The sequence below is a fragment of the Aeromonas sp. FDAARGOS 1409 genome (assembly GCF_019048705.1).
GTDB classification, from domain to species: domain Bacteria; phylum Pseudomonadota; class Gammaproteobacteria; order Enterobacterales; family Aeromonadaceae; genus Aeromonas; species Aeromonas sanarellii.
In genome coordinates this window covers 11,148-31,812 of sequence record NZ_CP077395.1, presented here as the reverse complement: position 1 = coordinate 31,812, position 20,665 = coordinate 11,148, and the positions used below count along the sequence as shown (strand labels likewise).

General features: G+C 65.1%; 15 protein-coding genes. 7 read left to right on the top strand and 8 right to left on the bottom strand.

Features of this window, described 5'->3' with window-relative positions:
* Positions 1–111: 111 nt before the first annotated feature.
* The 8 genes from I6L39_RS00135 to nadK all read right to left on the bottom strand — a co-directional run bounded on the left by I6L39_RS00135 (position 112) and on the right by nadK (position 10,508).
* Positions 112–918, bottom strand: a complete 807-nt coding sequence (locus I6L39_RS00135; RefSeq protein ID WP_216990676.1) for a siderophore-interacting protein — start codon at positions 916–918, stop codon at positions 112–114.
* A gap of 134 nt (positions 919–1,052) precedes the next feature.
* Positions 1,053–2,426, bottom strand: a complete 1,374-nt coding sequence (locus tag I6L39_RS00130; RefSeq protein ID WP_216990675.1) for an efflux transporter outer membrane subunit — start codon at positions 2,424–2,426, stop codon at positions 1,053–1,055.
* Positions 2,423–4,453 carry a MacB family efflux pump subunit gene (locus tag I6L39_RS00125; protein ID WP_216990674.1) on the bottom strand — a complete coding sequence of 677 codons (2,031 nt, stop codon included), beginning with the start codon at positions 4,451–4,453 and terminating at the stop codon, positions 2,423–2,425. The genes I6L39_RS00130 and I6L39_RS00125 overlap by 4 nt, the downstream gene beginning before the upstream one ends.
* Positions 4,450–5,613 (bottom strand): macrolide transporter subunit MacA, encoded by a 1,164-nt coding sequence (gene macA, locus I6L39_RS00120; RefSeq protein ID WP_216990673.1) that lies wholly within the window; start codon positions 5,611–5,613, stop codon positions 4,450–4,452. The genes I6L39_RS00125 and macA overlap by 4 nt, the downstream gene beginning before the upstream one ends.
* A gap of 242 nt (positions 5,614–5,855) precedes the next feature.
* Complete coding sequence (locus tag I6L39_RS00115; protein WP_042075129.1) at positions 5,856–6,296, bottom strand: universal stress protein; 441 nt, start codon at positions 6,294–6,296, stop codon at positions 5,856–5,858.
* A gap of 324 nt (positions 6,297–6,620) precedes the next feature.
* Positions 6,621–7,514, bottom strand: a complete 894-nt coding sequence (locus tag I6L39_RS00110) for a DHHA2 domain-containing protein (protein WP_216990672.1) — start codon at positions 7,512–7,514, stop codon at positions 6,621–6,623.
* 299 nt (positions 7,515–7,813) lie between these two features.
* Positions 7,814–9,478 (bottom strand): DNA repair protein RecN, encoded by a 1,665-nt coding sequence (gene recN / locus I6L39_RS00105; RefSeq protein WP_216990671.1) that lies wholly within the window; start codon positions 9,476–9,478, stop codon positions 7,814–7,816.
* Between the two features lie 145 nt (positions 9,479–9,623).
* Positions 9,624–10,508 (bottom strand): NAD(+) kinase, encoded by an 885-nt coding sequence (nadK, locus tag I6L39_RS00100; RefSeq protein WP_042075132.1) that lies wholly within the window; start codon positions 10,506–10,508, stop codon positions 9,624–9,626.
* A 266-nt stretch (positions 10,509–10,774) separates the two neighbouring features.
* Between nadK and grpE the strand changes: the two genes are divergently transcribed.
* The 7 genes from grpE (at position 10,775) to I6L39_RS00065 (ending at position 20,659) form a co-directional block, all read left to right on the top strand.
* The gene (gene grpE, locus I6L39_RS00095; RefSeq protein ID WP_042075133.1) at positions 10,775–11,350 is read left to right on the top strand and encodes a nucleotide exchange factor GrpE; all 576 of its coding nucleotides are present in this window, start codon (positions 10,775–10,777) and stop codon (positions 11,348–11,350) included.
* Positions 11,351–11,646: 296 nt separating this feature from the next.
* Positions 11,647–13,575 carry a molecular chaperone DnaK gene (gene dnaK / locus I6L39_RS00090; RefSeq protein ID WP_216990670.1) on the top strand — a complete coding sequence of 643 codons (1,929 nt, stop codon included), beginning with the start codon at positions 11,647–11,649 and terminating at the stop codon, positions 13,573–13,575.
* 269 nt (positions 13,576–13,844) lie between these two features.
* Positions 13,845–14,981, top strand: coding sequence for a molecular chaperone DnaJ (dnaJ, locus tag I6L39_RS00085; protein ID WP_209794559.1), 1,137 nt, complete (start codon positions 13,845–13,847; stop codon positions 14,979–14,981).
* A gap of 263 nt (positions 14,982–15,244) precedes the next feature.
* Complete coding sequence (locus I6L39_RS00080) at positions 15,245–16,735, top strand: carbohydrate porin (RefSeq protein ID WP_216990669.1); 1,491 nt, start codon at positions 15,245–15,247, stop codon at positions 16,733–16,735.
* A gap of 154 nt (positions 16,736–16,889) precedes the next feature.
* A complete protein-coding gene (locus tag I6L39_RS00075; RefSeq protein ID WP_254203790.1) occupies positions 16,890–17,804 on the top strand; it encodes an aminoimidazole riboside kinase in 915 nt (304 codons plus the stop codon).
* Positions 17,805–17,885: 81 nt separating this feature from the next.
* Positions 17,886–19,250 carry a sucrose-specific PTS transporter subunit IIBC gene (locus I6L39_RS00070; protein WP_209794562.1) on the top strand — a complete coding sequence of 455 codons (1,365 nt, stop codon included), beginning with the start codon at positions 17,886–17,888 and terminating at the stop codon, positions 19,248–19,250.
* Complete coding sequence (locus tag I6L39_RS00065) at positions 19,250–20,659, top strand: sucrose-6-phosphate hydrolase (RefSeq protein ID WP_216990667.1); 1,410 nt, start codon at positions 19,250–19,252, stop codon at positions 20,657–20,659. Before I6L39_RS00070 ends, I6L39_RS00065 begins: the two co-directional genes overlap by 1 nt.
* Positions 20,660–20,665 lie beyond the last annotated feature (6 nt).

Here is a 20,665-nt window from a genome sequence, read left to right as displayed (position 1 = left end):
AAACGGCCAGGCGAAGATGGGGGGAGTGGGACGATGGCGGGGGAACCGCAGCAAAAACCGGCCTCCTCCCCGAGGGAGGAAGCCTGCCAGTCACAAGATAAACAAGGAAGATCAGCTGTCCATCACGGCGTGCCTGTCCTGGTGATAGGCATCTTCATCCTTGCCGCTGCGCCAGTAGGGGACTGCATAGACCCGCTGGCGATCCACATCCAGGGTTCGCCTGACGTGGCGCCGAAGCGGCACGACCAGGCTCTCTTCCCCGCCAAACCAGAAATAGCTCCCCTCGGCGACCATGGGCTGGGCGGTGAAATGCGCCACCAGGGTCGCGGCCTGCTCCGGGTTGCCCACGAACCAGCGCAGGTCGACGCCGGCTGGCAGCGACAGATCCTGCACATCGTCCTGGTGGGGGACCAGCAGGGCGATATGACCGCGGGCATGGGCCGGCATCACCTCCACCATGGCGCTGATGGCGGGCAGGGCGGTGAGATCCCCCGCCATGTAATAGTGCTCGGCCGTCTGCAGCATGGGGTCGGGACCGCCTGGGCCCGAAATGGCGAGCCTGTCACCCGGTTTGGCGTGCAGGGCGAAGCGGCTGGCGGGACCGGCCTCGCCGTGCAGGGCGAAGTCGATGTCGAGCTCCAGCGCCTCGCGACGAAATGCGCGTATGGTGAAGGTGCGGATCACGGGTTTCTGGTTCGGGTCTTCCCAGCGGGGTCCCTTCTCGGTGGGGGTGGGCAGCACTATCTCGCTCTGGCCGGGTCGGGGCAGCATGATCTTGATATGGGCGCCGCCACAGCTGAAGGGGTAGTCCACAAGCTCGGGGCCGGTCAGGCAGACTCGGCGCAGGTGCGGGCTCACATCCTGAACATGCTTGACGGTGAGCAGGCGGGGGCGATTGACCGGGGCGGGTTGAGACATGGGCATACTCCTGGCTGATAATGGCGCCCATTTTTCATTAAATGAAAATTATTATCAATTGCTTTGTGGGCAGAGGAGTAGCCGCGGTCGACCTCAGCCGGATACCAACCGCGGTGCCACTCTTCCTGCACGGATCAGGTTCGATCGCTTCCCCCCAGCGCCCGGTAGATGCCGGCCATGTTGTTGAGCTGGGTCTGCTGCTGGGCAAGCAGGGCGAGCTCGGCATCCCACAGGCGGTTCTGCTCATCCAGCCAGGGTTGCACCCCGGTGGCGCCGGCGAGGAAACGGGCGCCCGCCAGCCGCTCGGCCTCTTTGGCATAGGCCCGCTGTTGTTCCAGATAGCGCAGCCGCTGCTCCCCTTGCTGGCGGGCGGCCAGGCCATCTTCCACCTCCAGCAGGGCGGTGTAGAGCTGCTTGCGAAACTCGGTCTCGGCAATCTGGTAATCGATGTCGGCGCTGGCGATGGAGAGCTGGGTCTTGTTGTACTCGAGGAAGGGGAGCGCCAGGGTCGCGCCCAGGGTCCCCACCGGGTTTTGCAGCACCTGGGTCAGGGTGTCCGAGGTGGTGCTGGCGCCGCCGGTGAGGCTCAGGGTGGGGTAGAAGCCGGTGCGGATCTCGTCCCCCCTCGCGAGGGTCTTGCGTAGCCTGAGCTCGGCGGCCCGCACGTCCGGGCGCCGTGCCAGCACATCGGCCGGAATGCCGGCCGCCAGGGTAGGAATGGGGCCCATGACCAGGGCGTCGGGAGCATCAGCCAGCGGGCCGCTGCTGCGGCCCAGCAGCAGGCGCAGGGCATTGCCGGCCTGTGCCCGCTGCTGGGTGAGGGTGGCGAGCTCCGCCTGCTTGCCCGCCTTCTGCTGGCTGGCCTGCACCAGATCGAGGCGGGTGACGGCCCCGGCCTCGTATTTGGCCCGGATTAGGCGCTCAATGCGCTCCAGGTTGGCCAGTTGCTGGGTGCCCAGGGCGATGGCCGAGCCGAGGTAGGCCAACTGCCAGTACTGCTCCAGGGTCCTGCCGATGAGCAGCAAGCGGGTGGCGGCCAGATCCTGCTCGCTGGCCTCTGCCTCCCACTGCGCCTGATCCCTTGCCACGGCCAGCCTGCCCCAGAGATCGACCTCGTAGCTCAGGTTGAGGGAGGGGCCCAGGTTGCTGCTGGCGCCGCCATCTTTCATGTTCTTGGTGCCGCTGGCCCCGAGATTGGCGCTGACCGAGGGGGTGAGGTTGGTGTCGGCCAGATCGGCGCCGAGCAGGGCATTCTTGAGCTTGAGCCCTGCCACCCGCATGTCCGGGTTGGCTGCGAGCACCGCCTCGACCAGGCGATCGAGGGCGGGATCCTGAAATCCCTGCCACCAGGGGCCGGCCTGCTGCGCGGTGAGACCCCGGCTCTCCTGCTGCCACGCCGGCGCCAGGTCCAGCTCGGGTCTGTGATAGGGGCTCTGCTGGCTGCAGGCGCCGAGGCTGGCGCTGAGCATCAGGCTCAGCCCGAGCCTTGATAGGTTGTGCATCGTCATTCCCTCGCCAGTGCCTCCACCGGATCTAGCCTGGCCGCATTGCGGGCGGGCAGGTAACCAAACAGGACCCCGATGAGGGAGGAGCAGCCGAAGGCCATCAGGATGGAGAAGAGGGAGAAGTGCATCTGGAAGCTCTCCACGAGCAGTGAGAAGAGGGCGCCGATGAGCAGGGCCAGGCCGATGCCGAGCAGGCCTCCCAGCAGGCTGACCATGACCGCCTCGATCAGAAACTGTTGCAGTATGTCGGACTGGCGGGCGCCGACCGCGATACGGATCCCTATCTCCCGGGTGCGCTCTACCACCGAGACCAGCATGATGTTCATCACCCCGACGCCGCCGACGATGAGGGAGATGACCGCGATGGCGGAGACCAGCAGCGTCAGGGTGGCGGTGGTCTTCTCCACCGACTTGACGATGCTGTCGCTGCTGAAGGTGAAGAAATCCTTCGCGCCGTGGCGCTGGGTCAAGAGTGCCACGGCGGCCTGCTCGGCCAGCGCGGGCTGGACCCCGTCCTTGACCCGGATGGTGATCTGGCTGAAGTGGTTCTGGGAGAGGAGGCGGCTCATCACGGCGCTGTAGGGCAGCCAGACGTTGACCGACTGGCTGCTGGGGCCAAAGCCGGTCTCCTGGGCCACCACGCCGACGATGCGCACCGGCAGGGTGCCGACCAGCACCACCTGACCGACCGGGTCCACCTTGCCGAGCAGGCTCTCTATGGTCTTGCCATCCACCACGGCCACCGCCGTCCGGCTGCGGATGTCCCGCTCGTCGAGCAGGCGCCCCTGGGTGAGCGTCATCCCCTTGACCCGGAAGAAGTCGTTGCCGACCCCGATCACGCTGCCGCTGCTGGTCTTGTTGCGATAGCGCAGCTGGCCCGAGGTCGCAATCTGGGGGCTGGCCCCTTCCAGGTAGGGTTGGCCGAGCAGGGCGTCGAGATCCCGCTCGTTCAGGGTCTGGATGCTGGCGGCTTTCTCGTCCCCCCAGTCCTTGCCGGGGAAGATGTCGATGGTATTGGTGCCCATGGCGTTGATGTCGTCGATCACCTTGGCGCGCGCCCCCTGACCCAGCGCCACCACGCTGACCACGGCGGCGATGCCGATGATGATGCCGAGCATGGTGAGGAAGGTGCGCATGCGGTGGGCCAGCATGGCATGCAGAGCCATGCGGCCCGCCTCCCGGTAGCGATCCCAGCCCTGGCTCGCGGCGAGGGCGGCCGACTTGGCGCCCTGCGCATCGGGCCGGGTGGGGGAGACGGCCTGCTTGCCGCCGTCACCTTGTCCCTCATGGGGGAATGCCGGCGCCTCGGACGGGGTCTGCCGGGGTGAACTTTCGCCGGTTGCCCGCTGGCCGCTCTCTTCCACCACCCGGCCGTCGCGCAGGGTGATGATGCGGTCCGCATGGTTTGCCACCGCCATGTCGTGGGTCACCAGTATGATGGTGTGACCCCGGGCGTGCAGCTCCTTGAGGATGGTCATCACCTCCTTGCCGCTCTGGCTGTCGAGGGCACCGGTGGGTTCGTCCGCCAGGATCACCTCGCCGCCGTTGGCCAGGGCGCGGGCGATGCTGACGCGCTGCTGCTGGCCGCCGGAGAGCTGGCCGGGTCTGTGGTGGCTGCGATCCTGCAGCCCCAGGCGGGTGAGCAGGGTGCGGGCCCGGATCCGGCGCTCGGCGCGGGCGGTGCCCGCATAGATGGCGGGGATCTCCACGTTGGCGGCCGCATCCAGGTGCGGCAGCAGGTGATAGCGCTGGAAGATGAAGCCGAAGTGGTGGCAGCGCAGCTGCGCCAGGGCCAGGGCATCCAGGGTGGCGGTGTCCTGGCCACGGAACAGGTACTGGCCGCCGCTCGGGCGATCGAGGCAACCCAGCAGGTTCATCAGGGTGGACTTGCCGGAGCCGGAGGCGCCGACGATGGCCACCATTTCCCCCGCATCTATGGCCAGATCCAGCGGGTGCAGCACGGTCACCTCGTGCTCCCCGCTCTGGTAGCGGCGCTCTATGCCCTTGAGCCGGATCAGGGGCTCGCTCACGGCGCCATCTCCTCTTCGTCGTGCTGGACCGGCTTGCCCTGATCCAGGATGACCTTCTCCTGCTCGGTCAGGCCGCTCACCACCTCTATCTTGATGTCGTCCTTCATGCCGGTCTGGATGCGGCGGGCCTCTCTCTGATCCCCCTCCCTGAGCAGGGTCACCTCGAATTCGTTGTCACCTAGCTTCTTGCCGAGGGCGGTCTGGGGAATGGTCAGCACCTGTTTGCGCTCGCCGAGCACTATGGTGACCTGGGTCGTCATGGAGACCCTCAGCTGGTGGCCGGGGTTGGGCACGTCGAACAGGGCGTAGTAGTAGATGGCGGCATTGCTGGTGGTCGTGGCGCTGGCCGTCTGCTCGTTGATGTTGGTGGGGGCCAGCTCGACCGTGCGCAGGGTGCCGTGGTAGCGGGTATCCGGATCCCCGATCAGGGTGAAATAGACCGGCATGCCCGCCTTGACCCGGGTGACGTCCGCCTCCGAGATCTGGGCCTTGACCGTCATGGTATCCAGGTTGGCGAGCTTGAGCAGGGTCGGCACCGTCTGGCTGGCGGCCAGGGTCTGCCCCTGGCGAGTGACGATGGAGACGACGGTGCCATCCATGGGGGCCTGAATGCGGTTATAGCCGAGCTCCGTCTTGGCCCGCTCCACCTTGATGAGGGCGTTGTCGATGTCTGCCTGGGCGCTCTGCAGCTCGGCCCGGGTGACGGCGAGCTGGGCCTCGGCGCTTTCCAGATCTGCCCGGGAGCTCGCCTCCTGCCGGAACATCTGCTGCTGACGGCGCCAGGCGAGCTCGTTCTGCTTGAGCTGCGCCTGCTTGATCTTGAGCTGGGCGCGGCGGCTGACCAGCTCCGCCTCGGCGGTCTTGAGGTTGTTCTGGGCGATCAGGGGATCGATCTCGGCCAGCAGCTCCCCCTGCTTGACCTGTTGCCCCGCCTCCACCGCGAGATAGGTGACCTGACCCGAGACCTGGGCCCCCACGTCCACCTGCTCGATGGCCTGCAGGACGCCGCTGGCGAGCACCGTCTGCTCCACGTCCTGGCGAGTGACGGTGGCGGTCAGCACGGGCTCCGGGGCCTTGCCGGGCCAGGCCAGCCAGGCGATCAGGGCAAGCAGCAGGAGGGCGAGCAGGGCGAACTTGCCCGGGGTGGGGAGACTCTTCATGTATCACCTGAAAAAAAGGGGAGAAGGCGCGCAAGGGCCATATCGTGCAGCAAATGGCACTCAAAAAGAAGCGAACGATGTGTAAGAAATCGTGTCGTCACCGCCGTGATGGAGGGGGAGGCGGGTGAGGATTTTGATTGGTTGGGAGTTTACTGGCGCCCGTTTGGCGGTATCGGGAGAGGGTGCGCGGCCCGGATCTTTACAGGGGAAAGAGACCCGCTCGCCGAGCGGGTCCTTGGGCATCAGCCGACGGCCTGGAGCAACTCGGCGTGGGGCTCGTGACAGATCTGGATATCCACGGGCAGCTTGTAGATGAGCAGTCGGGCCAGTGAGCCCTCCATCCAGTGATGCCGGCTGCCGACCAGCAGCAGATCGGTCGGATGAGCGGCCAGCCAGCGCTTGAGATCCGGCACCACGTCGTCAACCACGAGGCACTGGTAATCCACGGGGTGAGACGGCAGGGTGATGAGCTCGCTGATGATCGCCTTGGCATCCAGGGTGCCCTGGACGCTGCGTTCCTCCTCGGACAGTGACAGACTCTTGCGGCGCACTTTGCTGCTGTGGGTCAGGTGCAACAGCGTCAGGTTGCTTCCCAATCCCTGTGCCAGACGGCTCGCCTTGGCCAGCGTCTCCTGCTCGTAATCCTTGCCTTCCAGCAACAGCACAATATTGGTCGAGCTCATAAGCAGTTCTCCTCGGCATGGCGCGGGGCACCCGGTCAGGGAGCTTGTCCCATCCCGGGGCATGCCCGCGGGTGTCACATCACAGTGGCCGACCCGCACGCCTCGCGTCGCACTCTGACGCCATGCCCGCAGCCTCGGCTCTGTTTACATCATCATAACAGGTGCAGTTGAATGGAATATGAAGGTGTGCCGCAGATCGGTGTTGAGATGGAAGAATTTCATGGGGAAAGGGGAGAAAGGCAGCATGGTCACGGGTCTCCTTCTGCAGGAATGGCTCGTTATGCTGCCACTATGGTAGGCCGGATGGGGACCCTGTGATGGAGGTCAGAGGAGCGGGTTCGTAAGATGCTGTGTCAGCCAGGGGAGTCCCTCCTTCTTGCGGCTGAGGGCGCCCGCCAGCGGGACGGGGTCGGTGGGCAATATGCCCTTGCTGGCACAATGGAGCAGGCTGTCCCCCCTGGCCAGATCCGTCAGCATCAGGACATAGGCATCCAGAGAGTCCTGTTCCAGCCTGGCGTGCATGGCCTGGTACAGTTCCACCATCCGGGTCTGCAACTGGGCCGGATCCATCACGCAGATCTGGCTCACCATCAGGGTGTGCCCCGCGATCTGGTAGCGCTTCTCATCGGCGACGAGCAGCTCGCTCATAGGGGCGTCACCGAGTTGGGTGCGGCGTTCCAGCAGGGTCTGGGCGAAGGGGGCCAGCGCCAGATCGGCTATGGGCAGCAGTTGCTCGACCGCCGCCCTGTCCTGGGGCGTGGTGGTGGGGGAGGTGAAGTTGAAGGTGTCGCTCACTATGGCCCCCAGCAGCAGCCTGGCCTGGGCGCGGGAGAGCGCGTCATGGCCCATCAGGTCCAGCAGCACGGTGGCGCTGCAGCCGACGGCTCTTATCCAGGCATCGAGGGGGCCCCGGGTGATCAGGGTGCCGAGACGGTGGTGATCGATAAGCCCCTGCACATCGGCGTCGGCCAATCCTTCCGGCCCCTGCTCCAGCTCGCTGAAATCCACCAGGAAGACCGGCTTGCCGGCCACGCTGCCTTGCAGCACGGGGGGCGCCTCCACCCCGGCGGTCTCCAGGATGAAGCGGGTTTCGGCAATGGGCTCACCGAGGGCGAAGGCCTGGGCCGCCCGGCCCTGACGATTGAGCCAGTCGGCGGCGACCAGGGCGGTACAGATGCTGTCGCTGTCGGGATTCTGGTGACCAAAGACGTGGAGCATGGATTGATTCCTGAAGTGGGGTGAGAGGGACTGGCAGTGGGTGGCTGCCTTGATTTGGCAGTATGATGCCGTCCTGCGCCGGAATGAAGCGGGCAGTGCGGGGTTGACCACGGATCGAGCCAGTGGTTCGACCGCCCTGGGGCCTAGCAATAGCCAAAGACAAAGGTAAAAACAGGGAAGGCTGAACAAGGCGGGGATGGGGGAGCCGGGCTTACCGCCCTGAGCGGCAATGGTGGCGACGGCCGGGCCAGCCAACAAGGGCCGACATGGGCGGGAGGTCGCCCCTCCCGCCCATGTCGTCAGCTTGCGAGCAGCTCGCGGGCGTTGGCCAGGGTGTTGTCGGTGATCTGATCCCCCCCCAGCAGGCGGGCCAGCTCGTTGAGACGGGCGTCTGGGGTGAGCGCCTGCATCTGGGTTTCCGTGGTCTTGCCGTCGGTGTGCTTGCTCACCACCATGTGCTGGTGGCCCTTGCCCGCCACCTGGGGCAGGTGGGTGACCACCATGACCTGGGTGGACTCGCCGAGCTGGCGCAAGAGGCGCCCCACCACGGCGGCGGTCGGGCCGCTGATCCCCACGTCCACCTCGTCGAAGATCAGGGTCGGCGTCGAAATTTTGCGGGCGCTGATGACCACGATGGCGAGGCTGATCCGCGACAGCTCGCCACCGGAGGCGACCTTGCCGAGCGGCTGAATAGGTTGGCCCGGATTGGTGGTGACCATGAATTCCACCCGATCGATGCCGAGAGGGGACAGGCTGCTCTGGGCATCGGGGCGCACCTCGATGGCGAAGCGGCCGTCGGGCATCGCCAGCTCGTGCATGCTGGCGGTGACCTTGGCGCCCAGCTCCTGCGCATAGCGCTGGCGGCTCTGGCTCAGCGCCTCGGCGGCCTGCACGAAGGCCTCGCGGGCCGCGGCCAGTTCGTCTTCCATCCCCTCGAGACGCTCCTCGTCCGAGTTGAGACGGGTGAGCTCCAGGGCCAGATCCTGATGGTGGTGGGCCAGCTCGGCCGGTTTGACATGGTGCTTGCGGGCGAGGGAGATGGCCTTTGAGAGGCGCGCCTCCAGCTCGTTGAAGCGCTCGGGGTCGAGCTCCAGGTTGTCGAGGTAGCTGCGCAGCTCGCTGTGGCTCTCCTGCACCCCGATCAGCGCCTCGTTCAACATGCCGAGCACGTTGCCAAGCCGGCTGTCCATGCCCACCAGGGTCTCGGCCCTGTCCACGGCGTTCTGCAGCAGTCCGGCGATGGTGGTCTCCTCGTTCTCATAGAGCAGATCCAGGCAGGCGCCACACTCCTGCATCAGCTCGGTGCCGTTGGCGAGCCGCTGGTGCTCCTCTTCTATCTCTTCGAATTCCCCGGGTTGCAGGGCGAACTCGTCCAGCTCCTGCACCTGGTATTCGATGAGCTGGCGGCGGGCCTCCCGCTGCTGCTGCTCGGCCTTGAGCCGGTTGAGCTCGTTCTGCAGCTGGCGCCACTGCTGGTAGTGCCGGCGCACGTCGTCGAGCAGCAGGTGGTGGCCGGCATAACCGTCCAGCAGGGCGAGCTGGTAGTCGGGCTTGAGCAGCAGCTGGTGGGCATGCTGGCCGTGGACGTTGACCAGCAGCTGGCCCAGGTTCTTGAGCTGCGCCAGGGGAACGGGTACCCCGTTGATATAGCTGCGCGAGCGCCCCTCGGCGGAGAGCACCCGCCGCACGATGCACTCCCCTTCGTTCTCCAGCTCGTTGGTGGCGAGCCAGGCGCGGGCGGCGGGGTTGCCCTCCAGCAGGAAACGGGCGCTGACCTCGGTCTTGTCGCTGCCGGGACGCACCATGCCGGCCTCGGCCCGTTCCCCCAGGCACAGGCCCAGGGCGTCGATGGCGATGGATTTGCCCGCCCCCGTCTCGCCGGTGATGCAGGTCATGCCCGGTTGCAGATCGAGTTCGAGAAACTTGACGATGGCGAAGTTGTTGACGGTCAGCTGGGTCAGCATGGTCTCATCCTGTATGGGTCAACATTACTGTGTATACATCCAGTATATACTGGTTTTCCATACAGTAAAGATGTCGCCGCAGGACGGAATGCAAAACGGCCCGCGTCAGGGCCGTGTTATGAGTGAGATGGCGCGCAGGGGGGCGTCAGAACAGCTTGCTGCCCCAGCCGAGCTTGTTGCGCAGCACGTGGAAGTAGCTGTAATCCAGCGGATGGACCAGGTGCAGCTTGTGGCTGCTTTTCCTGATGAGGATCTCGTCCCCCGGATGCACCGCCAGGGTCACCTGGCCGTCACAGCTTACCTGCATGGCGTCGTCCTGGTTGTCGGGGGAGACCAGCAGTCGCACCTCGCTGTCCGCGTCCAGCACTATGGGGCGGCTGCTCAGGGTGTGCGGGAACATGGGCACCAGCGTGATGGCGTTGAGCTTGGGGGTAAGGATGGCGCCACCCGCCGACAGGGAGTAGGCGGTGGAGCCGGTCGGGGTGGCGACTATGATGCCGTCCGAGCGCTGGCTGTACATGAAGCTGCCGTCGATGTAGACCTCGAACTCGATCATGTGGGCTATCTTGCCCGGGTGCAGCACCGCCTCGTTCACCGCGAGGTTGCTGGACTTGCGCTCCCCGTGGCGATAGACAGAGGCCTCCAGCAGGAAGCGGTGCTCGCTCTTGAAGTGACCGGAGAGCACCTGCTCCAGGGGCAGCAGGTAATCCTGGGGCGAGAGATCGGTGAGGAAGCCGAGGTTGCCCCGGTTCACCCCGATCACCGCCACGTCGAAGCGCGACAGCACCCGGGCGGCCCCCAGCATGTTGCCGTCGCCGCCGACCACGATGGCGAGGTCCGCCTGCTCGCCGAGCTGCACCAGATCCATCACGTTGTCACCCAGCAACCCCAGGGTCTGGGCGACCCGGCTCTCCAGCAGGACGCGAAAACCGCGGCTGGTCAGATATTGATAGAGGCCGCGGAGGGTCTGGTTGGCCCCCTCGTGGTGGGGTTTGCCGATGAGTGCAACGGTTTTGAACGGAGAATCCATAGGTTACCGGGTCTGGGAGAGTCTTGGTGGGGAGTATACCGCGCTTTGCCGGGGATTTGTCTGCCGCCATGCGAGTTGGCGCATTCGGCCCCGAAAAGGGGCAATCTGGCCCGCGAACGGGAGGCATTGTGTCCGATATGCCCTTTTCCCCTTGAAAGCCGGGACTACGTCCCCATAATAGCGCCAGCACAAGGGTCCGTTGGTGAGTGTCGCTTGCCTGAACGCCAGCTGCCCCTCATAAGTAACCCCTGAATATTGGAGATGTCATGAGCCACGAAGAACAAAAGGTTGAAGCGATGGAGCAATTGGAAGCCCAGCCAGTCGAGCCGACCGATGTAGACAGTGAAGTGACAGCCGAGCAGGCCCGCATTGCCGAGCTGGAGGCCCAACTGGAAGCGGCCCAGCAGGCCTCCCTGGAAGAGCGCGAGCGCGCCATTCGCGCCGTCGCCGAGATGGAGAACCTGCGTCGCCGTGCCGCTCAGGACGTGGAGAAAGCCCACAAGTTTGCGCTGGAGAAGTTCGCTGCCGAGCTCTTGCCGGTGCTGGACAACCTGGAGCGCGCCATCGAGCTGGCCGACAAGGAGAACGACACCCTCAAGCCCATGATCGAGGGGGTGGAGCTGACCCTGAAATCCATGCAGAGCGGCGTGGCCAAGTTTGGCCTGGTAGCCCTGGATCCCACCAACCAGCCGTTCGACCCCAATGCCCACCAGGCCATGAGCATGGTGCCGAGTGCCGACGTGGCGCCGAACACCGTCATCGCCGTGATGCAGAAGGGCTACGAGCTCAACGGCCGCGTCATCCGCCCGGCCATGGTGATGGTATCCAAGTCCGCTGACTGATCACCCTGTTCTCACCAAGCCCGCCGCTTGGCGGGCTTTTTGTTGGCCATGGCGCCACCCGGGTATTTGTGGCGTCATCTGGCAGGCATTCTTGGCTCCATGGGCCGCAGTGCAGGGTTTTTTCAGGGCCGGACTTGAAGCGCCGACTTGAGACCCCATATAGGTTGCAAGGCCACGGCGGCACAAAAAATTTGATGCCGGGAGCTTGAAAGCCACAGTGGCAGGCCCCACCTAGCCGTTAACGTATCAAGGCGAGCCCCTCGCCAGTTTATTCAAAGTATTTGGAGATTCGTCAAATGGGTAAAATCATCGGTATTGACCTGGGTACTACCAACTCCTGCGTCGCTATTCTGGATGGCGACCATGCTCGCGTGATCGAGAACGCGGAAGGCGACCGTACTACTCCGTCCATCATTGCCTATGCCGATGACGGCGAAATCCTGGTTGGTCAGCCGGCCAAGCGTCAAGCCATCACCAACCCGAAGAACACCCTGTTCGCCATCAAGCGTCTGATCGGCCGTCGTTTCGAGGATGACGAAGTACAGCGCGATCTGGAGATCATGCCGTACACCATCGCCAAGGCCGACAACGGTGACGCCTGGGTCGAGGTGAAGGGCAAGAAGATGGCACCGCCGCAGATCTCTGCCGAAGTGCTGAAGAAGATGAAGAAGACCGCCGAGGACTACCTGGGCGAGCCGGTGACCGAAGCCGTCATCACAGTGCCGGCCTACTTCAACGACGCCCAGCGTCAGGCCACCAAGGACGCCGGTCGCATCGCCGGTCTGGACGTCAAGCGCATCATCAACGAACCGACTGCCGCGGCCTTCGCCTACGGCGTGAACAAGGTCAAGGGCGAGCGCAAGGTCGCCGTGTATGACCTGGGCGGCGGTACCTTCGACATCTCCATCATCGAGATCGACGAAGTGGAAGGCGAGACCACCTTCGAGGTGCTGGCCACCAACGGCAACACCCACCTGGGTGGTGAAGACTTCGACAACCGCGTCATCAACTACCTGGTGGAAGAGTTCAAGCGCGAGCAGGGCATCGACCTGCGCAAGGATCAGCTGGCCCTGCAGCGCCTGAAAGACGCCGCCGAGAAGGCGAAGATCGAGCTCTCTTCCGCCCAGCAGACCGACGTGAACCTGCCGTACATCACCGCAGATGCCACAGGTCCGAAGCACATGAACATCAAGGTGACCCGCGCCAAGCTGGAATCCCTGGTGGAAGACATGGTCAAGAACTCCCTGGAGCCGGTCCGTGTCGCCCTGAAAGACTCCGGTCTGGCGGTCGGCGAGATCGACGACGTCATCCTGGTAGGCGGTCAGACCCGCATGCCCATGGTGCAGAAGGCCGTTGCCGACTTCTTCGGCAAGGAGCCGCGCAAGGACGTGAACCCGGACGAAGCCGTGGCCATGGGGGCCGCCATCCAGGGTGCCGTGCTGTCTGGTGACAAGACCGACGTACTGCTGCTGGACGTGACCCCGCTCTCCTTGGGGATCGAGACCATGGGCAGCGTGATGACCGCGCTGATCGAGAAGAACACCACCATCCCGACCAAGAAGTCCCAGGTGTTCTCCACCGCCGAAGACAACCAGTCTGCCGTGACCATTCACGTGCTGCAGGGTGAACGCAAGCGCGCCAGCGACAACAAGTCCCTGGGCCAGTTCAACCTGGAAGGCATCCGCCCGGCACCGCGCGGTCTGCCGCAGATCGAAGTGACCTTCGACATCGACGCCAACGGCATCCTGCACGTCTCCGCGAAAGACAAGGAGACCAACAAGGAGCAGAAGATCACCATCCAGGCCTCTTCCGGTCTGTCCGATGAGGAGATCGAACGCATGGTGCGCGAAGCCGAAGCCAACGCGGCCGAGGACAAGAAGTTCGAAGAGCTGGTGCAGGCCCGCAACCAGGCTGACGGTCTGGTCCACTCGGTGCGCAAGCAGATCGCCGAAGCCGGTGAAGCCCTGCCTGCGGACGACAAGAGCAAGATCGAGACCGCGCTGAGCGAGCTGGAAGCCGCCATCAAGGGCGACGACAAGGCCGCCATCGAAGCCAAGCAGCAGGCGCTGCTGGAAGCGTCCCAGAAGCTGATGGAGATTGCCCAGCAGCAGGCTCAGGCACAGGGCGCCGCCGGTGCTGACGCCGGTCAGTCCTCCTCTTCCGCCAAGGCTGACGACGACGTGGTCGACGCCGAGTTCGAAGAAGTGAAAGACGACAAGAAGTAAGCCCGACCCGGATGGGCGAAGCAGGCTTCGCCCATCGGATCAGAATCTGTTCACGGTCTGTCGCGAGAGGCCGTCAGCAAGGTAAAGAGCAGCGCAAGAACCGGAGTGTATGTGAATACATGAGCACTCTTGGTTACAAACAAGCGAGCTGCACATGAGCCTTGATCACGGCTTCGTAGTAAGAGTGTGAGCAGATTCGTCAATGAATTTACGGGCGTTGGGTGACCAACGCCCGTCTGCGTAACTGCTGATATAGCAACAGGATGAGTATGTCGAAGCGCGATTTCTACGAAGTGCTCGGGGTGTCGAAAGGTGCCGACGAGCGCGAGATCAAGAAGGCGTACAAGCGTCTGGCCATGAAGTATCACCCGGATCGCAACCAGGGTGATGCCGCGGCCGAAGAGAAGTTCAAAGAGGTCAAGGAGGCCTATGAGGTCCTGACCGACGAGAACCTGCGTGCCCGCTACGACCAGTACGGTCATGCCGGGGTGGATCCGAGCCAGGGCGGCGGCCACGGCGGCTTCGGCGGTGGTGCCGACTTCGGCGACATCTTCGGCGACGTGTTTGGTGACATCTTCGGTGGTCGCGGGGGCGGTCGTCGCGGCCCGGCCCGTGGCTCCGACCTTCGCTACAACATGGAACTGACCCTGGAAGAGGCGGTGCGCGGGGTCTCCAAGGAGATCAAGATCCCGACCCAGGTTCACTGCGAAGTCTGCAACGGCTCAGGTGCCCACACCGGCAGCAGTGCCCAGACCTGCCCCACCTGCCACGGCTCCGGCCAGGTGCAGATGCGCCAGGGCTTCTTCGCGGTGCAGCAACCCTGCCCGCACTGCCACGGTCGCGGCAAGATCATCAAGGATCCGTGCCGCAAGTGCCACGGCGAGGGGCGCTACCAGAAGACCAAGACCTTGTCGGTCAAGATCCCGGCCGGGGTCGACACCGGGGATCGCATCCGTCTCTCCGGCGAAGGGGAAGCGGGGGAGGCCGGTGCACCGGCCGGGGATCTCTACGTACAGGTCCACGTGCGCGAGCACGAGATCTTCGTGCGTGACGGCAACGATCTCTACTGCGAGGTGCCCATCAGCTTCACCACGGCGGCCCTGGGCGGCGAGATCGAAGTGCCGACCCTGGATGGCCGGGTCAAGCTCAAGGTGACCGCCGAGACCCAGACCGGCAAGCTGTTCCGCCTGCGAGGCAAGGGCGTCAAGTCCGTGCGCTCCGGCCAGGTGGGGGATCTGATGTGCAAGGTGGTGATCGAGACCCCGGTCAAGCTGACCGAGACCCAGAAAGATCTGCTGCGCCAACTGGACGACTCCTTCAGCGGCGCCGCCGCCAAGACTCACAAGCCGAAATCCGAAGGCTTCTTCGAAGGGGTGAAACGCTTCTTCGACGACCTGACCAAGTAAGCGCGATCCGCGTGATCCAAGCCGGCCTTCAGTGCCGGCTTTCTTTTTGCCCGTGATCCGGTCCGGATCCGCCCTATTGAGTGGATCCCGATGAGGGATCTTCCTCACAACTTCCGCTCGTTCTTCCTGCGCAAATGCTATCCCGCTCACACTCTGGCTGAAACGGTTTAGCTTGTGTATTGAGTAAGCTAAAGCGGTTTAGCTATGCTCGGCCCGTTGATAACAACAGTGCCCGACCGGGCGACAGATGACAGGTGAGGACGATGACGATGTTCAAGAGCAAGTTGGCGCTGGCGGTGGCGCTGGGATTGGGGATGAGCGGCCCGTTGTGGGCGGCGGACGGTGGTATCGAGGCCCGTCTGGCGGCGCTGGAGGCGCGGGTGCAGGCGGCCGAGGCGCGCGCCACCGCGGCGGAAGCGCGGGCCGATGAGGCCCAGAGCAAGGCGAGCGAAGCCCACGAGACCGCCGCCGTGGCCAAGGCCCAGAGCGAGAAGGTGGACAAGCAGACCGCCGGCGCCCAGGGCTTCGAGTTCCACGGCTATGCCCGCTCGGGCCTCTTGGTCAACGGCAATGGCAACGGTGGCCGCGGCGGCCCCTACATCACCCCGGCCGGCTCGGTGGGCGGGGCCGTGGGTCGGCTTGGCAACGAGGATGACACCTACATGGAGGCCAACCTGCTGAAGACCCAGACCTTCGACGACGGCAGCTGGGCCCGCTACAAGCTGATGCTGGCGGACGGGGTGGAGACCAGCAACGACTGGACCGCCAGCGATTCCAGCCTCAATACCCGCCAGGTGTTTGCCGAGATCGGCGATCTGGCGAGCTTCAGCGGCCCCTTCCAGCACTCGGTGCTCTGGGCGGGCAAGCGCTTCGATCGGGACAACTTCGACATCCACTGGCTCGACTCGGACGTGGTCTTCCTCGCCGGGACCGGCGGCGGCGTCTACGACGTGCAGCTGGCCGACAGCTGGAAGGCGAACTTCTCCCTCTACGGGCGCGACTACGGCGACATCAGCGCGAGCGGCCTCTCCGATATCGAGAGCTACATCCTCACCATGAACAACCGCGTCGGCAACTGGCAGTGGATGTTGAACGGCCTCTCCGCCAAGGACAACGAGGCGCGCATCAACGACGGCGGCGTCGGCAGCGAGGCGGCGAACAAGGGGGCCCATACCCTGGTGGCCTATCACGCGGACAGCTTCTTTGGCATCAACCCCGGCTTCTCCAAGGCGGCCGTGCTCTATGGCCACGGTCTGGGTGCCGAGCTCAAGGGGCTGGGCTCCGACAGCGAGCTGCTGCCGGACGCCGATGCGGTGCGGGTCGCCCTCTTTGGCGCCACCGATCTTGCACCCCGCTGGCGTGTCGCCCCGGCCCTGCTGGCGGAGCAGAGCCAGGATCGCTACGTGAAGGGGGACGAGTACAGCTGGGTGACCCTCAATGGCCGGCTGGCCCAGGTGCTGAGCCAGAACGTGGAGCTGGTCTACGAGGCAACCTGGCAGTACATGGATCTCGATCCCAAGGGCTACAAGGGCCGCCAGGCGGTGAGCGGCGACTTCACCAAGCTCACCTTCGCCCCCACCTTCAAGGCGCAGACCGCCGGCTTCTTCGAGCGGCCGGAGCTTCGCGTGTTCGCCACCTGGATGGACTGGTCCTCCGAGCTCGACCACTACGCCAGCTCCGATGCCATGGGCCAGAGCGACTTCACCGCCGGCGGCGAGTGGAACTTCGGCGTGCAGATGGAAACCTGGTTCTAGTTCGTTATCCCGATCACAAAAATGGCAGCCGGTGCCGGGATCTGTTGGTTAGCTAAAACGGTTTAGCTGATAATGCGGACCAAGAGATCAGGGCCCGGCTCTGGCAAATCCTGTGCAGCAGTGGAGTAGCAAGGTGACGAATCGTGTGTGGGTAATGGGGGATGCGGTGGTGGACTTGATCCCGGAAGGGAAGGTGCACTACCTCAAGTGTCCGGGGGGCGCACCGGCCAACGTGGCGGTCGGCGTGGCGCGGCTCGGCGGGGAGTCGGCCTTTATCGGCCGGGTCGGCGCCGATCCCTTCGGCCGCTTTATGGCTGACACCTTGGCAAGCGAAGGGGTCGACATCCGCCATCTGACCCTGGATCCGGCCCATCGCACCAGCACGGTGCTGGTGGAACTGGATGACGAGGGGGAGCGCAGCTTCACCTTCATGGTGCGCCCGAGCGCCGATCAGTTCCTGAGCCCCGCCGATCTGCCGGTCTTCCAGGCCGGGCAGTGGCTGCTGACCTGCTCCATTGCGCTCGCCAACGAGCCGGTGCGCAGCAGCTGCCTGCAAGCCATGGCGACCATCAAGGCGGCCGGGGGACGGGTCTGCTTCGACCCCAACCTGAGACCCGAGGTGTGGGGCAACCCCGCCGAGATGCTGCCCGTGGTGCGCGAGGCCATGGCCCTCGCGGATGTGGTCAAGCTCTCGGTGGAGGAGCTGCAACTGCTGAGCGGTCTGGACGATCTGGCCGCCGGGCTCGCCACCATAGCGGGGCCGGCCCTAGTGCTGGTGACCCGGGGGGCGGGGGGCGTGGTGGCCCGCCTCGGCGGCGAGCGGCTGGAGTGGGTGGGGCCCAAAGTGACCCCGCTCGACACCACGGGGGCGGGGGATGCCTTCGTCGCGGGGCTGCTGGCGGCGCTGGCCGGGCGTTCATCGCTGCCCAGTCTGGCCGAGTTGCCCGCCATCCTGGCCCAGGCCCACGGCTGCGGGGCGCTCGCCACCACCGCCAAGGGGGCCATGACGGCACTGCCCACCCGCACCCGGCTGGATGAATTTTTGCGATCGGGCGCAAGCGGCCGTTGATCTGCGGCTAGAAGCCCGGACCGACAGCCCCTACTCTCATGTGACAAGGGCCCGCCGACGGCGGGTCATAAGAGGAAGATTATGAATATCAGTGCGATAGCCAAGGATCTGGTGCCCCTGCTCGGGGGCAGTGAGAACATCGTCAGCGCCGCCCACTGCGCCACCCGGCTGCGGCTGGTGCTGGCGGACGACAGCAAGGTGAACAAGGCCGCCATCGACAAGCTGGACGGGGTCAAGGGGTGCTTCAGCAACGCGGGCCAGATCCAGGTGATCTTCGGCACCGGCCTGGTCAACAAGGTCTATGCGGAGTTCGTGGCGCTGACCGGCACAGGTACCGCCAGCAAGGCGGAGCTGACCGACATGGCGACGGCCAAGCTCAACGTGGCCCAGCGCCTGGCGCGGACCCTGTCCAACATCTTCGTGCCCATCATTCCGGCCATAGTCGCGTCCGGCCTGCTGATGGGGCTGCTCGGCATGGTGCGCACCTACGGCTGGGTCAATGCCGACAGCGCCCTGTTCGTCATGCTCGACATGTTCAGCTCGGCAGCCTTCATCATACTGCCGATCCTCATCGGCTTTACGGCGGCGCGGGAATTTGGCGGCAACCCCTATCTCGGGGCGACCCTCGGGGGCATTCTGACCCACCCGGCCCTGACCAACGCCTGGGGCGTGGCGGGGGGCTTCAAGACCATGGACTTCTTCGGCCTGGACGTCGCCATGATCGGCTACCAGGGCACCGTCTTCCCAGTGCTGCTGGCGGTCTGGTTCATGTCCCACCTGGAGAAACAGCTGCGCAGGCGCATCCCGGACGCCCTGGATCTCATCCTCACCCCCTTCCTCACCGTCATCCTCACCGGCTTCGTGGCGCTGCTCTTCATCGGCCCCGCCGGTCGCGTGCTGGGGGACGGTATCTCGTTCGGCCTGAGCGCCCTCTATGAGCAGGCGGGCTGGCTGGCGGGCCTGGTGTTCGGCGGGACGTATTCGCTCATCGTCATCACCGGCATCCACCACAGCTTCCACGCCATCGAGGCGGGTCTGCTCACCAATCCGGCCATTGGCGTCAACTTCCTGCTGCCCATCTGGGCCATGGCCAACGTGGCCCAGGGCGGGGCCTGTCTCGCGGTCTACTTCAAGACCCGGGACGTGAAGATCAAGGCCATTACCGTGCCGGCGGCCATGTCCTGCCTGCTCGGCATCACGGAGGCGGCCATCTTCGGGGTCAACCTGCGCTACATCAAGCCCTTCCTGGCCGGGCTGTTCGGCGGTGCCTGCGGCGGTGCCTATGTGGTGGCGGCCAAGGTAGGCATGACGGCGGTGGGCCTGACCGGCATCCCGGGCATGGCCATCGTCCAGCCCATGAGCCTCATTCACTACGTCGTCGGGCTGGTGATCGCCTTTGGCGCCGCCTTCGTCGCCTCCTACCTGCTCAAGTACAAGGTGGAGTGATGAAGGAAAGCCATCTCCTCAACCAGGTTGTCCGGTCCCTGCTGGCCGGACAGCTCAAGGCGGCGGCCGATCCCCATCGGCCCCGCTGGCACCTGGCAGCTCCGGTGGGGCTGCTCAACGATCCCAACGGCTTTATCGAGCACGACGGGCGCTACCACCTCTTCTACCAGTGGAACCCGCTCGGCTGCGAGCACCGCAACAAGGGCTGGGGCCACGTCACCTCGACCGATCTGCTGCACTGGCGGCACGAGCCGGTGGCGCTCCTGCCCACCGAGGAGTATGAGAGCCACGGCTGCTATTCGGGCTCGGCGGTGAGCGACGAGCAGGGGCGTCTGACCCTTATCTACACCGGCAACGTCAAATACCCGGACGGCGGTCGCACCGCCTACCAGTGCCTGGCCCGTGCCGACGGTGAGGGCGGCTTCGAGAAGCTGGGGCCTGTGCTGGATCTGCCTCAAGGCTACAGCGGCCATGTGCGCGACCCCAAGGTGTGGCACGACGGCCGGCAGTGGCTCATGGTGCTGGGGGCCCGCACCCTGGACAATCGGGGCGAGGTGCTGCTCTATCGCGGTGACGCGCTGGATGCCTGGACGCTGGTGGGCCCCATCGCCGGCAGCGGGCGCGGGGGGCTGGGGGAGTTTGGCTATATGTGGGAGTGCCCGGACCTGTTTGCGCTTGGTGAGCGCCATGTGCTGATCAGTTGCCCCCAGGGCATAGCCCCCCGGGGGGAGGATTATCGCAACCTCTACCAGTGCGGCTGGCTGGCAGGCCGTTTTGACGGAACGCACTTCGAGCACGGGGCCTTCCATGAGCTGGACCGAGGCTTCGAGTTCTACGCCCCCCAGACCACCCAGGACAGCCAGGGGCGGCGCCTGCTGTTCGGCTGGCTGGGATTGCCGGAGGAGAACGAGATGAGCCAGCCCACCATTCCCTATGGCTGGATCCATCAGATGAGCTGCCCGCGGGAGCTGTTCTGGCAGGACGACTGGCTCTGCCAGCGGCCGGTGGCGGAGATTTCGGCCCTCAAGGGGGCGCTGACCCGTTTCGAGGGGGGTGAGCTGCCTGCCCTGGCCATCGACAGCGCCTGGCTGGACCTGGCCCCGAGCGGTGAGGGTCGCCTCGGGTTCGGGACCGTGGCCGAGCTGGTGTGGCAGCCGGGGCGCATCGTGCTGCGTCGTCAGAACTGGCAGAGCGGGGAGTGGGTGGAGCGATCCTGCCCCTGGCTTGGGGGGAGTATCACCGTCTTGTGCGATCGCTCCAGCCTGGAGTGTTTTGTCGACGGCGGTCGCCAGACCCTGTCTACCCGCTACTTCCCCGGTGAAAACCCAGTACTTTCCGCACGTTGTGACGGTGATGACAGCAAAATTTGCCTCTATCACTGGCCGCTGGCGGCCTGCCTTGTACAATAGCCCGGT

What these genes read in the sequence shown, in the direction of transcription:
- I6L39_RS00135 (WP_216990676.1), bottom strand. Translation starts at nt 918, where the DNA reads ATGTCTCAACCCGCCCCGGTCAATCGCCCCCGCCTGCTCACCGTCAAG.
- I6L39_RS00130 (WP_216990675.1), bottom strand. Translation starts at nt 2,426, where the DNA reads ATGACGATGCACAACCTATCAAGGCTCGGGCTGAGCCTGATGCTCAGC.
- macA (WP_216990673.1), bottom strand. Translation starts at nt 5,613, where the DNA reads ATGAAGAGTCTCCCCACCCCGGGCAAGTTCGCCCTGCTCGCCCTCCTG.
- I6L39_RS00115 (WP_042075129.1), bottom strand. Translation starts at nt 6,296, where the DNA reads ATGAGCTCGACCAATATTGTGCTGTTGCTGGAAGGCAAGGATTACGAG.
- I6L39_RS00110 (WP_216990672.1), bottom strand. Translation starts at nt 7,514, where the DNA reads ATGCTCCACGTCTTTGGTCACCAGAATCCCGACAGCGACAGCATCTGT.
- recN (WP_216990671.1), bottom strand. Translation starts at nt 9,478, where the DNA reads ATGCTGACCCAGCTGACCGTCAACAACTTCGCCATCGTCAAGTTTCTC.
- nadK (WP_042075132.1), bottom strand. Translation starts at nt 10,508, where the DNA reads ATGGATTCTCCGTTCAAAACCGTTGCACTCATCGGCAAACCCCACCAC.
- grpE (WP_042075133.1), top strand. Translation starts at nt 10,775, where the DNA reads ATGAGCCACGAAGAACAAAAGGTTGAAGCGATGGAGCAATTGGAAGCC.
- dnaK (WP_216990670.1), top strand. Translation starts at nt 11,647, where the DNA reads ATGGGTAAAATCATCGGTATTGACCTGGGTACTACCAACTCCTGCGTC.
- dnaJ (WP_209794559.1), top strand. Translation starts at nt 13,845, where the DNA reads ATGTCGAAGCGCGATTTCTACGAAGTGCTCGGGGTGTCGAAAGGTGCC.
- I6L39_RS00080 (WP_216990669.1), top strand. Translation starts at nt 15,245, where the DNA reads ATGACGATGTTCAAGAGCAAGTTGGCGCTGGCGGTGGCGCTGGGATTG.
- I6L39_RS00075 (WP_254203790.1), top strand. Translation starts at nt 16,890, where the DNA reads ATGGGGGATGCGGTGGTGGACTTGATCCCGGAAGGGAAGGTGCACTAC.
- I6L39_RS00070 (WP_209794562.1), top strand. Translation starts at nt 17,886, where the DNA reads ATGAATATCAGTGCGATAGCCAAGGATCTGGTGCCCCTGCTCGGGGGC.
- I6L39_RS00065 (WP_216990667.1), top strand. Translation starts at nt 19,250, where the DNA reads ATGAAGGAAAGCCATCTCCTCAACCAGGTTGTCCGGTCCCTGCTGGCC.